This window comes from Saccharothrix lopnurensis (assembly GCF_042658445.1).
Lineage (GTDB): Bacteria > Actinomycetota > Actinomycetes > Mycobacteriales > Pseudonocardiaceae > Actinosynnema > Actinosynnema lopnurensis.
In genome coordinates, this window is sequence record NZ_JBHSQO010000054.1 from 47489 (window position 1) to 61060 (window position 13572).

At 75.2% G+C, this 13572-nt stretch carries 13 protein-coding genes and 1 rRNA gene; 1 reads left to right on the forward strand and 13 read right to left on the reverse strand.

Annotation, left to right across the window (positions count from 1 at the left end):
• From ACFP3R_RS32765 to ACFP3R_RS32820, 12 genes are all read right to left on the reverse strand, one after another.
• Complete coding sequence (locus ACFP3R_RS32765; protein WP_380641920.1) at positions 1-624, reverse strand: NUDIX domain-containing protein; 624 nt, start codon at positions 622-624, stop codon at positions 1-3.
• Entirely contained in the window at positions 621-2309 is a 1689-nt protein-coding gene (locus ACFP3R_RS32770; RefSeq protein WP_380641923.1) for a CTP synthase, read from the reverse strand. Before ACFP3R_RS32770 ends, ACFP3R_RS32765 begins: the two co-directional genes overlap by 4 nt.
• A 385-nt stretch (positions 2310-2694) precedes the next feature.
• On the reverse strand, positions 2695-3630 hold the full coding sequence (locus tag ACFP3R_RS32775; protein ID WP_380641926.1) for a copper transporter: 936 nt from the start codon (positions 3628-3630) through the stop codon (positions 2695-2697).
• Entirely contained in the window at positions 3627-4811 is a 1185-nt protein-coding gene (steA, locus tag ACFP3R_RS32780; protein ID WP_380641928.1) for a putative cytokinetic ring protein SteA, read from the reverse strand. The genes ACFP3R_RS32775 and steA overlap by 4 nt, the downstream gene beginning before the upstream one ends.
• A 75-nt stretch (positions 4812-4886) precedes the next feature.
• A complete protein-coding gene (locus tag ACFP3R_RS32785; RefSeq protein WP_380641930.1) occupies positions 4887-5519 on the reverse strand; it encodes a hypothetical protein in 633 nt (210 codons plus the stop codon).
• Between the two features lie 22 nt (positions 5520-5541).
• Positions 5542-6276 carry a hypothetical protein gene (locus ACFP3R_RS32790; protein WP_380641933.1) on the reverse strand — a complete coding sequence of 245 codons (735 nt, stop codon included), beginning with the start codon at positions 6274-6276 and terminating at the stop codon, positions 5542-5544.
• Positions 6273-8054, reverse strand: coding sequence for a DNA repair protein RecN (gene recN, locus ACFP3R_RS32795; RefSeq protein ID WP_380641935.1), 1782 nt, complete (start codon positions 8052-8054; stop codon positions 6273-6275). The genes ACFP3R_RS32790 and recN overlap by 4 nt, the downstream gene beginning before the upstream one ends.
• A gap of 66 nt (positions 8055-8120) precedes the next feature.
• Positions 8121-9014 (reverse strand): NAD kinase, encoded by an 894-nt coding sequence (locus ACFP3R_RS32800; protein ID WP_380641938.1) that lies wholly within the window; start codon positions 9012-9014, stop codon positions 8121-8123.
• A 10-nt stretch (positions 9015-9024) separates the two neighbouring features.
• A complete protein-coding gene (locus ACFP3R_RS32805; RefSeq protein WP_380641940.1) occupies positions 9025-9831 on the reverse strand; it encodes a TlyA family RNA methyltransferase in 807 nt (268 codons plus the stop codon).
• A 4-nt stretch (positions 9832-9835) separates the two neighbouring features.
• Entirely contained in the window at positions 9836-10009 is a 174-nt protein-coding gene (locus ACFP3R_RS32810; protein ID WP_380641942.1) for a hypothetical protein, read from the reverse strand.
• 4 nt (positions 10010-10013) lie between these two features.
• Positions 10014-10799, reverse strand: coding sequence for an HAD-IIA family hydrolase (locus tag ACFP3R_RS32815; RefSeq protein WP_380641944.1), 786 nt, complete (start codon positions 10797-10799; stop codon positions 10014-10016).
• A 142-nt stretch (positions 10800-10941) separates the two neighbouring features.
• Entirely contained in the window at positions 10942-11895 is a 954-nt protein-coding gene (locus ACFP3R_RS32820) for a hypothetical protein (RefSeq protein ID WP_380641947.1), read from the reverse strand.
• Positions 11896-12018: 123 nt separating this feature from the next.
• Between ACFP3R_RS32820 and ACFP3R_RS32825 the strand changes: the two genes are divergently transcribed.
• Positions 12019-13413, forward strand: coding sequence for a hypothetical protein (locus ACFP3R_RS32825; protein WP_380641950.1), 1395 nt, complete (start codon positions 12019-12021; stop codon positions 13411-13413).
• 88 nt (positions 13414-13501) lie between these two features.
• Here the strand turns inward: ACFP3R_RS32825 and rrf are convergent.
• Positions 13502-13572, reverse strand: a 5S ribosomal RNA gene (gene rrf, locus ACFP3R_RS37930); the annotation flags it as partial.

Sequence of the window (13572 nt, forward strand, 5' to 3'; positions counted from 1 at the left end):
TCAGTCCCGCGACCGCCGGGCGAACCGGGTCGGCCGGTCGCCGAACGGCGCGTCCGCCGGGCGGCTCACCGCGCGGCCGGCCACCACCGCCTGGGCCGCCAGCAGCCCGGACACGGCCGCCCCGTTGACGATGTCACCGGCCAGGGCCAGGACCACCGCCTCGTCCAGCGGGAAGGTCCTGGCCTCCAGGTCGGCCTCCTCCTCGCCCTGCTCGTCGCGGTCGACCTCGGTCAGCCCCCGGGCCAGGAAGACCCGCACCACCTCGTCGGTGAAACCGGGCGAGGCGGCGACGTCCACCAGCGTCTCCCACGAGGACGCGGCCAGCCCGACCTCCTCGGCCAGCTCGCGCTGGGCCGCCGGCAGCGGCGACTCGCCCGCCGCGTCCAGCAGGCCGGCGGGCAGCTCCCACAGCCGCCGCCCGAGCGGGTGGCGGTACTGGTGGATGAGCGTGACCGCGCCGGCGTCGTCCAGCGCGACCACGGCCACCGCGCCCAGGTGCTCGACCACCTCGCGCTTGGCCGTGCCGCCGCCGGGCATGGCGACCTCGTCCACGCGCAGCGCGACGACCCTGCCCACGTGCACGTCCCGCGAGGAGACGGTGCTGAACTCGTGCCTGCCGGTCACTTCGCGGCCCTCGCGGTCTCGGGCAGCGGCAGGCGGTCGGCCAGCCGGTAGTCCAGGGCCGCCTTGACGAACGCCGCGAACAGCGGGTGCGGGCGGGTCGGCCGCGACTTCAGCTCCGGGTGCGCCTGGGTGGCCACGAAGAACGGGTGCGCGTCGGCGGGCAGCTCGACGAACTCCACCAGCCGGTCGTCCGGCGAGGTGCCGGAGAACACCAGGCCCGCGTCGGCCAGCCGGTCGCGGTAGGCGTTGTTGACCTCGTAGCGGTGCCGGTGCCGCTCGGACACCTCGGTCGCGCCGTACGCCAGCGCGACCTGGGAGCCGGGGACGAGCTTCGCCGGGTACGCGCCGAGCCGCATGGTGCCGCCCATGTCGCGCTGGCCGGCGACCACGTCCTGCTGGTCGGCCATGGTGCTGATCACCGGCGAACCGGTGTCCTCGAACTCGGCGGAGTTCGCGTCGGCGATGCCCGCCAGGTTGCGGGCCGCCTCGATGACCAGGCACTGGAGGCCCAGGCACAGGCCCAGCAGCGGGAGGCCGCGGGTGCGGGCGTGGGTGATGGCGCCGATCTTGCCCTCGATGCCGCGCACGCCGAAGCCGCCGGGGACGAGGACCGCGTCGAGGCCGGACAGGGCGTGCGCCGCGCCGGACGGGGTCTGGCACTCGTCGGACGGCACCCACACGATCTCGACCTTGGTGCGGTGGGCGAAGCCGCCCGCGCGCAGCGCCTCGGTCACCGACAGGTAGGCGTCGGGCAGGTCGACGTACTTGCCGACCAGGCCGATGCGGACCTTCTCGGTCGGGTTGTGCACCCGGTCGAGCAGGTCGCCCCACACGGTCCAGTCGACGTCGCGGAACGGCAGGTCCAGCCGGCGCACCACGTAGGCGTCGAGGCCCTCGGCGTGCAGCACCTTGGGGATGTCGTAGATCGACCGCGCGTCCACGGCGGCCACCACGGCGTCGGTGTCGACGTCGCACATCAGGCCGATCTTGCGCTTGAGCGAGTCGGGGATCTCGCGGTCGGCCCGGCACACGATGGCGTCGGGCTGGATGCCGATGTTGCGCAGCGCGGCGACCGAGTGCTGGGTGGGCTTGGTCTTCAGCTCGCCCGAGGGCGCCAGGTACGGCACCAGCGAGACGTGCAGGAAGAAGACGTTGTCGCGGCCCACGTCGTGGCGCACCTGCCGGCACGCCTCCAGGAACGGCAGCGACTCGATGTCGCCGACCGTGCCGCCGACCTCGGTGATGACCACGTCGGGCGCGACGCCGTCGGCGCCCGGCTCGGCCATGGCCCGGATGCGGCGCTTGATCTCGTCGGTGATGTGCGGGATGACCTGGACGGTGTCGCCCAGGTACTCGCCGCGCCGCTCCTTGGCGATGACCTCGGAGTAGACCTGGCCGGTGGTCACGTTGGCCTCGCCGGACAGGTCCCGGGCGAGGAAGCGCTCGTAGTGGCCGATGTCGAGGTCGGTCTCCGCGCCGTCGTCGGTGACGAACACCTCGCCGTGCTGGAAGGGGTTCATCGTGCCGGGGTCGACGTTGAGGTACGGGTCGAGCTTCTGCATGGTGACCCGCAGGCCACGGGCGGTGAGCAGCTGTCCCAGGCTGGACGCGGTGAGGCCCTTGCCCAGGGAGGAGGCGACACCTCCGGTGACGAAAACGTGCTTTGTCGTACGTGCCTGCTGCACCAAGGAGGCTCCCCGTGGTCTGGATTTCCGCAGGGCCAACGGCCCTGTCCACGGGCCCTAACGCTAACACGCCACCCATCACCCAGCGCGCTGGTGGGTCCGGTTGGGCATCACTCGGATGGCCTACCCCCACCCACCCCCGCGCGAGTCGTACGCCCAAACCTCGCGAGTCGTACGTTCAGGACCCCCGAGTTCAACGTTCAGACCACGTATGCCCCACGTTCGGGCGCCCGTGTCCCACGTTCGGGTTCCACGTGTCCCGCGCCCGGTCCCAGCACGTCCCGCGCCCGAGCTCCCGAACGCAGAACTCAAGGGGCCTGAACGTACGACACGGGGGTCCCGAACGTACGACACGGTGGGCCTGGACGTACGACTCGCGCTGTGGTCAGTCGGGGATGCCCGGGGCCGCGCCCTCCGCGTTGCCCGCGACCCCGTAGCGCCCGGCCCCGCCCTCCAGCTGCTCACGCAGCGCCAGCACCGTCACCACCCGCCCGGCCGCCGTGTCGAGGTGGTCGACCGTCGACAGCACCGACGTCGCCGCCGTGTCCGCCCGGACCACGCCGACCGCTCCCGTGCCGTCCGCCGAACCCCGGTCGCCCGCCAGCACCGCGCCCGCCCCCGACCGGTCCAGCTGCGAGGCGAACCGGGCCACCACCGCCGCCCGGTCGCCCGCCGAGTTCCCCGAGGCCGCTCCCCCGGTCAGCACCACGGCCAGCTGCGCCGGCCGCACCGGCGCCTTCTGCCGGACGAACCCCGCGCCGGCCAACCCGCCCAGCGCCGCCGCCGACTCCGCCTCGGTCGCCCGGGGCCGGCCGTCGCCGCCGAGGAGCAGCACCGACCCCAGCAGCGCGCCGGCCCGCGTGCCCGGGTCGGCCCCGGTGGGCAGCTGCGTCCCGGCGGGCTGGAGCCGCGCCACCATGTTCAGCAGCTGGTCGGCCTTGTCGGGGTCGGTGAAGGACTCGGTGAGCTGCACCTCCCCGGTCACGTCCGCCCCGGCCGCGCGCAGCAGCTCCACCAGCGCGTCCCGGTCACCCGGCGCGGCGTCGGCCGTGGTCACCAGCACGACGGTCCGGTCCGCGAGCTGCTCCCGCACCGCCGACGGCCCGACCGCGCCCGCGAACCGGTCCGCCTCGGCCAGCCGCGCGTCCAGCGCGACCCGGTCCGCCCGCAGCGCGGCGACCTCCCGGCCCAGCTCGCTGTTGTCGTCGGTCAGCCCCGACAGCAGCCGGCCGCTGATCGCGGTCGACCCGAGCACCACGCCCACGGCCAGCGCCAGGAACACCGCGGTCACCGAGACGACGTGGTAGCGCAGGGAGATCACCCGAACCACCCCCTCACCCGGTCGACGGCGGAGCCGACCGCGTCGGCCGCCACGTCCAGGTAGGCCGACCCGACGCCGGACACGGTCAGCGCGGCCACCATCGCCGCGACCGCCGCCGACACCAGCAGCACGACCACGCCGGTCGAGATCCGGCCGCGGTGCAGCACCGCCACGGCCCGCCCGTCCACGAGCTTGTCGCCCAGCTTGAGCCGGGTCAGGAACGTCGACGGGTTCGACCCCGAGCGCCCCCGGTCCAGGAACTCCCGCAGCCCGGCCTGCACCCCCACGGTCACCACCAGGCTCGCGCCGTGCGCCTCGGCCAGCAGCAGCGCCAGGTCCTCGGCGTTGCCGTCCGCGGGGAACGTCACCGCGCCGATGCCCAGGTCCTGGATGCGCTCCAGGCCGGGCGCGTGGCCGTCGGTCTGCGCGGGCACCACGACCTCGGCCCCGGCGCGCAGCGCCTCGGTGCCGATGCCGTTCGGGTCGCCGACGACGACGTCCGGCTTGAGCCCCGCCCGGTGCAGGGTGTCCGCGCCCGCGTCGACGCCGATCAGCACGGGCCGGTGCTCGCGGATGTACCGGCGCAGCTTCCGCAGCTCCTCGGCGTGCCTCGGCCCGCCGGCCACCACCAGCGCCTGCCGGCCGCGCACCGGCACGTCCAGCTCGGGCACGCCCACCCCGTCCAGGAGCAGGTCGCGCTCCCGGCGCAGGAACTCGATGGTGTCGGCGGAGAACGCCTCCAGCTGCGAGGCCATGCCCGCCCTGGCCTCCACCACCGCGTCGGCCACGGACTCGGCGGTCTGCTCGACGCCCCGCGCGACCTCGCGGTCCCCGGCGAACACCCCGCCCTCGTGCAGGCGCAGCCGGGAGCCGTCCTTCACGTCGCGCAGCACGCCGGTGCCGGTCCCGTCGACCAGCCGGACCCCCGCCTCGACCAGCACCTCCGGCCCGAGGTTGGGGAACCGCCCGGAGATCGACGGCGAGGCGTTGACCACGCCGACCACCCCGGCCGCCACCAGGGCCTCGGCGGTGCGGCGGTCGACGTCGACGAGGTCGAGCACCGCGATGTCACCGGGTTCGAGCCTCCGCAGCAGGTCGCCCGCGCGCCGGTCGACCCTCGCGACACCGGTCACGCCCGGCGGTTCGTGGTTCGTGCGGTGGAGCAACCCGGAGAGCTTCATGACCCGATGGTCGCCCACACCGCACGCGCTCCCGGGCCAACACGCCGGGCCCGGTACCGCTCCACAGTGGACGGACTACCCGGTCGGGTGATCCCGGTCGGCCTCGACGGGCCCCAGCTCGATCACCGGGACGGCGATCCCGAACGGCGGCGTGGCGTCGTCGTCCACCCGGTGCACCGCGTCCCCGGCCGTTCGGGGCGCGCGGGGCGGCCACTCGGCGCCCAGCACGGCCCCGGCGACGACCAGCGCCACGGCCACGCCCAGCAGGTAGCCGCCCGCGCCGACGAACGTGCGGACGCCCTCGTCGGGCAGGGGGCCGCCGAACAGCACCGACCACGTCTCCACCACCGCCCACAGCACGCCCGCGACCAGGCCCGCGCCGGCGCCCGCGGCGAGCCCGCCGACCACGGCCTGACGGGGCGTGCGGACGCGCAGCACCGCGCCGGCGCCGGCCAGCAGCGCCGCCACGACCAGGGCGTAGCCGTAGACCGGGTCCTCGCCGTCCAGCTCCGCCGCGGCGTCGGGCTCGGGGTCGCGGACCACCTCCCACCCGGTGATGCCGACCGTGACGGTCCGGCTGTCCGGCTCCCGGCCGCCCGGCCCGAACAGCTCCACCTGCTCCACGGCGAACAGCGGGAACAGCGAACCGAGCAGCACCAGCAGCGCGCCCACGACGAGCAGGCCGACGGCGACCGCGCGCCGCGTCACGCGGGTGCCCCGGCCGGCCGGGTCACGGCGCGCGCTCCGGGCGCGGGGTCTCCTGACCGGGACCGCCGGAACCGGGACCGGTGGGATCGACGAGGTCGGCAGCACCGGCGGAACCGGCAGGACCGGCGGAACCCGTCGACCCCGAGGCGCCCGGCCCCGGGTAGTCGCTCTCCGGCAGCCGCGCCACCTCGATCACCGGGATGCCGAACGGCGGGGTGTCCTCGTCCTCGCCACCCACCGCGTACACCACCGCGCCCTCGGCTCGCGGCTCCGCCCGCCGGGCGTGGACCAGCACCAACCCCGCCACCGCGGCCAGCACCGCCGCGCTGAGCACCCAGATCCCGCCGCCCGCGGTCTCCCTCAGGTAGTCGCGCTCGGGCCCGCGCGGCGAGCGCACCGCCGCGGACACCGCCGACCACACCGCCCACACCGCGCCGAACAGCACGCCGGTCGCGCCGAGCGCGGTGTAGCGGGTGATCCCGCGCTGGTGCTCGGGCAGGAACACCATGGCCGCGGCGACCGCCAGCAGCAGCCCCGCCGCCGCGATCGGCACCCCGTACTGGGGCGTGCCGTCGAACCTCAGCGCCTCGATCGTGTCCGGCTCCACCCGCACCGACCACGACGTGGTCGTGATCCGCAGCCCCTCGTTCCCCGGGCCGAACCCCGTCTCCAGCACCGACAGCGGCAGGAAGGTGCCGACGACGGCCCCCGCGGCGGCCGCCACCAGCAGGGCCGCCCCGAGCAGGCGTCGGTTCACCTGCGCTTCGCCCTGCGGCGCACCACGGGCACGCTCTCCTTGTCCGCCTTCGCCGCCGCCAGCAGCTCCTCGGCGTGCGCGCGGCCGGTGTCGGTGGAGTCCATGCCGGCCAGCATCCGGGCCAGCTCGACCACGCGCTGCGACTCGTCCAGCCGCCGCACACCGCTGCGGGTCAGCACGCCGTCCGCGGTCTTGTCGACCACCAGGTGCCGGTCGGCGAAGGCCGCCACCTGCGGCAGGTGCGTGACCACGACGACCTGGTGGCTGCGCGCCAACCTGGCCAGCCGCCGGCCGACCTCGACCGCCGCCCGGCCACCCACACCCGCGTCGACCTCGTCGAACACCAGCGTGGGCACCGGGTCGGAGTGCGACAGCACGACCTCGAGCGCCAGCATCACCCGGGACAGCTCGCCGCCGGACGCGCCCTTGTGCACGGGCAGCGCGGGCGCGCCGGGGTGCGCGATGAGCCGCAGCTCCACGTCGTCCACGCCGGACGCGCCGGCGTGCAGCAGCCGGCCGTCGACCTCCAGGGCCTGCGCGTCACCCGCCTCCGCCACCCGCGGCCGCACCACGACCTCGACCGAGGCGTGCGGCATGGCCAGGCCGGTCAGCTCCTCGGACACCGCCTTGCCCAGCTCGTCGGCGGCGTCCACGCGCGCCCCGGTCACCCGCAGCGCGTAGCCCGCCAGCTCGACGGCCAGCTCGTCGCGCCGCGCGGCCAGCGCCGCCAGCGCCTCGTCGGAGGTGTCCAGGCCGGCCAGCCGCGCCGACGCGTCCTGCGCCCACGCGATCACGCCGTCCACGTCCGCGGCGTACTTGCGGGTCAGCGACTTCAGCTCGGACTGGCGGGCCAGCACCTGCTCCAGCCGCGTCGGGTCGGCCTCCAGGTGCTCCAGGTAGGACACGATCTCCGCGCCCACGTCGGCCAGCAGCGTCTCCGCCTCGACCAGCCGGGGCTCCAGCTCGCGCAGCTTCGGGTCCTCCGAGGCCGCCAGCCGCCGCCGCGCCTCGCCGATCAAGCCCAGCGCGCCCGGGTTGTCCGGGTCGCCGTCCGGGGAGCCCGCCACCGCGTACTGGGCGCCCGACGCGGACTCGCGCAGCTGGTCGGCGTCGGCGAGCCGGCGCGCCTCCGCGATCAGCTCCTCGTCCTCGCCGGGCTTCGGGTCGACCGCGGTGATCTCGGCCAAGCCGTGCCGCAGCAGCTCGGACTCGCGGGCCAGCTCGCGGGCCCGGCGGGTGCGCTCGGCCAGCTCACCGGCCACCCGCAGCCACTCGTCGCGGATCTTCCGGTAGGCGCGCAGCGGCCCGGCGACCTCGTCACCGGCGAACCGGTCGAGCACCGACCGCTGCTCCGCGGGCCGCAGCAGCCTCAGCTGGTCGTTCTGACCGTGCACGGCCAGCAGCTGCTCGGCCAGCTCGCCCAGCACGCCGACCGGCACGGACCGGCCGCCCAGGTGGGCGCGGGACCGGCCGTCGGCACCGACCGTGCGGACGGCGATCACGCTGCCGTCCTCGTCGGGCTGGCCGCCGACCTCCTCGGCGACCTTCGCCGCCGGGCTGCCGGCGGGGGCCTGGAACCGGCCCTCGACCACCGCCTTCTCCGCGCCGTTGCGCACGCGTGACGCCTCGGCCCGACCGCCACCCAGCAGGTGGAGGCCGGTGACGACCATCGTCTTGCCCGCGCCGGTCTCGCCCGTCACCACGGTGAACCCGGGGTCGAGCTCAAGGGTGGCCTCGTCGATCACACCGAGGCCCTGGATGCGCATCTCGGCCAGCACAACAGAGGACACTACTGGGCGACGCCGACGAACCGTGTGCTCGGGGGCCGGGTTTCCCCAGTTGATCTACCTGGCCGAGGGACCCCGCCACCCCTGCACCGGCAGCTCGAACTTCTCCACCAGCCGATCGGTGAACGGCCCCTGGCGCAGCCTGATCAACCGCAGCGGGGTGCGGCCGCCCACCACCTCGACCCGCGCGCCGGGCGGCAGGTCGACGGTGCGGCGGCCGTCCGCGGACAGCACCGCCGGGTAGCTCTCCGGGTCGACCTCCAGCGCCACCACCGACGCGGGCGAGACCACCAGGGGCCGCGCGAACAGGGCGTGCGCGTTGCTCGGCACCACCAGCAGCGCCTGCACGTCCGGCCACACCACCGGCCCGCCCGCCGAGAACGCGTAGGCCGTGGACCCGGTCGGGGTGGCCACCAGCACGCCGTCGCAGCCGAACGCCGACACCGGCCGCCCGTCCACCTCGACCACCACGTCCAGGATGCGCTCCCGGGTGCTCTTCTCCACGCTGGCCTCGTTGAGCGCCCACGTGCTGCCCAGCACCTCGCCGCCGGCGAACGCGGTCACGTCGAGCGTCATCCGCTCGTCGACCTCGTAGTCGCGGTCCAGGACGTGCCGGATCGCGTCGTAGAGCGCGTCCGAGTCGGCCTCCGCCAGGAACCCGACCCGGCCCAGGTTCACCCCCAGCACCGGCACCCCCGCCGCGCGCGCCAGCTCGGCCGCGCGCAGCAGCGTGCCGTCACCGCCGAGCACGAACACCAGCTCGGCGCCCTCGGCCGCGTGGTCGTCGGCGGGCAGCACCCGGGTGAAGCAGGACGCGTCGAGCTCGGGCGCCTCGTCCTCCAGCACCCTCAGGTCCACCCCACCCGCCGCGAACCGCGCCGCGACCTCCTGGGCGACCAGCACGTTGCTGCGCCGCCCGGTGTGGACGACCAGCAGGATCTCCCTCGTCACCACGTTCCCCTCACCGAGGTCCTTCGGCCACGGCCGTGCGCACGAGCGCGGCGGCGGCCTCGTCCGGCAGCGGCTCGCCCCGGCGCAGCCAGGCGAAGAACTCGACGTTGCCCGACGGCCCCGGCAGCGGGCTCGCGGTCACCCCGTGCAGCCGCAGGCCGAGCCCGGCGGCGGACGCGACCACGTCCAGCACCGCCTCGGCGCGCAGCTCCGGGTCCCGCACCACACCGCCCGAGCCCAGGCGCTCCTTGCCCACCTCGAACTGCGGCTTCACCATCGGCAGCAGGTCACCGCCCTCCTCCAGGCACGCCGCCAGCGCGGGCAGCACGAGCCGCAGGGAGATGAACGAGAGGTCCGCCACCACCAGCTCCACCGGACCGCCGATGGCCTCCGGCGCCAGCGACCGCACGTTGGTCCGGTCCTTCACCACGACCCGGTCGTCCGTGCGCAACCGCCAGTCCAGCAGCCCCCGCCCCACGTCCGCGGCCACCACCTGCCGGGCCCCCGCGCGCAGCAGCACGTCGGTGAACCCGCCGGTGGACGCGCCCGCGTCCAGGCAGCGCCTGCCCGCCACGACCACCCCCGAGAACGCCTCCAGCGCGCCGACCAGCTTGTGCGCGCCCCGCGAGGCGTAGTTCGGGTCGTCGTCGACGCGGACCACCAGCGCGGTGTCCAGCTCGACCGCGGTCGCGGACTTGGTGGCCACGGTGCCCCGGACGGTCACCCGGCCCTCGGCGACGAGTTGGCTCGCGTGCTCCCGGGACCTGGCCAGCCCGCGGCGGACCAGTTCGGCGTCGAGCCGAGCCCTGCGCGGCACCGGATCAGACCCTGTCGACGCTGGACAGCGCGGTGGTCAACGCCGCGTGCACGTCGTCGAACCTGGCCACGTGCTCGACCACGTCCACCTGGTCCAGACCCTCCAGGCCGGCCAGCGCGTCCTCGATCCCGGCCACCGGGTCACGCGGCGGGCCGGGCGGGGGAACCTCGAAGCTCACGGTTTCACGGTAGCCGATGCAGGATCGACAGGTCCGCCGCGATGTGCGTGGGCCGCTGCCCGTCGGGCAGGCCGAGCGCCTCCTCCTCGGTGGACACGCCGGTCAGCACCAGCAGCGAGTCCATGCCCGCGTTGACCGCGCCCGCGATGTCGGTGTCCAGGCGGTCGCCCACGACCAGCGGGCGCAGCGCGCCCAGCGACTTCGCCGCCTGCTCCAGCAGCGGCGTCGCGGGCTTGCCCGCCACCAGCGGCTCCACCCCCGTGGCGGTGCGCAGGGCGGCCACCAGCGCGCCGTTGCCGGGCAGCAGGCCCCGCTCGGTGGGCAGGGTCGCGTCGACGTTGCAGGCGATCCACCACGCGCCCGCCCGGACCGCCACGCACGCCTCGGCCAGCTCCCGCCACCCCAGCTCCTGCGACAGCCCCTGGACCACGGCCCCGGCGCCGTCCGCGCGCTCCACCGGCTCGAACCCGCGTGAGCGGACCTCCTCGGCCAGCGCGGCGGTGCCCAGCACCAGCACGCGCGTGCCCGGCGGCACCAGGTCGATCAGCATCGCCGCGCCCGCCTGGGCGCTCGTGCTGACCTCCTCCAGCGCCGCGCCGAAGCCCAGCTCCACCAGGTGCCCGGCCACGTCCGAGGGCGACCGGGAGGCGTTGTTGGTGACGAACCGGATGCCGACGCCCCGCTCCCGGGCGGCGGCCACCGCCTCCACCGCGCGGGGCACGACCTCCCGGCCCCGGTAGACGGTGCCGTCGAGGTCCAGCAGCAGGGCGTCGTAGCGGTCCAGCAGCACGGGCCGCCTCCGTTCCGGTGGTCGCGGGTGGTGCCCCCAAGTCCGGAGGCCCGACACCGGGTGGTGTCGGGCCTCCAGGGGGTGACTTCGGTCGCTCGGGCCGGCCCCGGTGGGTTCGGTCCGGGGGTTCGGTCCTGCGGGCTCAGTCCTGCGGGCTGAGGTCGAACGCGCGCTCGGCGGCGTCCGTCTCGTTGTCGTCGTCGGCCTGCGCGGCGTTGAGGAACCACCGCACGGCCTCCTCGGTCCGCCCGGCCGCCTCCAGGTTGTCGGCGTAGGCGTAGAACAGGCGGGCGCTCCACGGGTCCCGGCGCTTCGCGTCCAGGTCGTCGCCCTGGAGCGCCACCACGGCCGCCTCCAGCTGCCCCATGTCCCGCCGGGCGCCGGCCGCCACGATCCGCAGCTCCACCGCCTCCTCGGCCGACAGCGGCGAGCCCTGCGCCTCGCGCGCCAGCTCGATCGCCCGCTCGGGACGCCCCAGCGCCCGCTCGCAGTCGGCCATCACCGCGACGTGCCCGGCACCGTGCGACATGCGACGGGCGGCCCGCAGCTCCGACAGCGCCTCGGACCACTCACCGGCGTGGTAGGCGGTCAACCCGGCGGCCTCGCGCACCACCGCGACCCGAGCGGCCTTCGACCGCGCGTACCGGGCGTGCTCCAGCGCCAACTCGGGCTCGCTGTCGACCAACATGCCGGCGGCGGCCAGGTGGCGGCCGACGATCTCGGCCAGGCCCTTGGGCAGCCCGCGCAGCTCCTGCTTCACCTCGGGGTCCAGCACGGAGATGTCCGCGTCCTGAGGCAGCTCGGGCGTGCGGGACCGGGTGAACGCCCGCTCCCGGTCCTCGCCGGCCTCCGGGAGCTCCCGCTCGACCTCGGGGGTCTCGTCGGTCGCGCCCTCGATCGCGGTCGGGGTCCCGGCGTCGGTCCCGGACTCGGTCTTGGCCTCGGTCTCGGCCACCGGCTCGCTCTCGGCCCGCGCCTCAACGGACTCGTCCGCGTCGTCCCGGTCGTTCTTCGCGGCCTCGTCGGTGCCGTCCACGACAGTCGGCTCGACCTGCTCGTCAGCGCCGGTCTCGACCACGGCCGCGCCGGTGCTCACCGACTCGTCGACCTCGACCGCGGTGTCCTCGGCGGCGCGCTGGTCCTCGGGCTGCGTGATCCGGTCCTGGAACCGGGCGGCCCGGTCACGGCTGCGCTCGTCGCGCCGGTCGTCCCGGCGGTCTTGACGCGGCTTGTCGTACTGCGGCTTGTCGTAGTGCGGCCGGTCCGAACGCGGCCGGTCGCCGCTGGGTCGGTCATCCCGACGCTGGTAACCGCCGCGATCGCCGGTGGAGCGGTCGTCGCGCCGCTGGTAGCCACCCCGGTCGCCGCTCTGGCTGTCCCGGCGCTGGTAACCACCACGGTCGCCGCTGGGTCGGTCATCCCGACGCTGGTAACCGCCGCGGTCACCGGTAGGCCGATCGTCACGACGCTGGTAGCTCCCGCGGTCACCGGCGGGCCGGTCGTCCCGGCGCTGGTAGCCGCCACGGTCACCGCTGGGCCGGTCATCACGCCGCTGGTAGCTGCCACGGTCACCGGTGGGCCGGTCATCGCGTCGCTGGTAACCGCCGCGGGCGCCGCTCTGGCTGTCCCGGCGCTGGTAACCACCACGGTCCTCGCGCGGCCGGAACTCACGACGCTCACCGCCGCGGTCGTCCCGCCGGAACCCGCCCCGGTCGCTGGAGCTGCGGTCGCTGGAGCGCTCGCCACCGCGATCGTCGCGCCGCTGATAGCCGCCACGGTCGCCACCGCGATCACCGGAACGGTCATCGCGCCGGTCGTCCCGGCGCTGGTAACCGCCACGGTCGCCGCTGGGCCGGTCATCACGTCGCTGGTAGCCACCGCGATCGCCGGTGGGCCGGTCGCCGCTGGGCCGGTCATCACGTCGCTGGTAGCCACCGCGATCGCCGGTGGGCCGGTCGCCGCCGGGTCGGTCGTCGCGTCGCTGGTAGCCACCGCGGTCGCCGCTCTGGCCGTCGCGACGCTGGTAACCACCACGGTCCTCGCGCGGCCGGAACTCACGACGCTCACCACTGCGCTCAGTACCCCGGTTGAACCCGCGGTCACCGGTCCGGTCGCTGCTGCGATTGTCGGTCCGGTTGTCGGTTCGACTGTCGGTCCGGTCGTCGCGCCGCTCGAACCGAGGCCGGTTCTCGTCGCGCCGGAACCCGCCCCGATCACCGGAGCGGTCGTCGCGTCGCGAATAACCGCCGCGGTCCCCACTCGGTCGGTCGTCCCGACGCTGGTAACCGCCGCGGTCGCCGGTGGACCGGTCATCACGTCGCGGGTAACCACCGCGGTCGTCACGGGGCTTGTCGAAACGGGGACGCTCGCCCCGGCTGTCGCTGCTCCTGCTGTCGCCCCGGTTGTCGTCGCGGCGCGGATAGCCACCACGCTCGTCCCGACGCGGAGAATCGTCCCGACGCTGGTAGCTGCTCGACCGCTCGCCCCCACGAGCGTCACGGCTACCCGCCGGCTTGCGATCGCCCTGGGCTCGGCCACCGTCGTCGGATCGGCGCGGGCGGTCTCCCTGGCCACGCTGACGGTCGCCGGGTCGATCCCCGAACCTGGACACTAGCTCCTCCTACTGTGGACACGCCGAAAGGGCTTGCGGTGTTGCGGCACAACCTAATGTGCCCCCACCACAAGCCCTTTCAGGGAAGAATGTTCGGCGGCGTCCTACTCTCCCACACCCTCACGAGTGCAGTACCATCGGCGCTGGAAGGCTTAACTACCG

Excerpts from the sequence above, each read along its gene's own strand:
- steA (WP_380641928.1), bottom strand. The coding sequence starts at position 4,811 with ATGAAGCTCTCCGGGTTGCTCCACCGCACGAACCACGAACCGCCGGGC.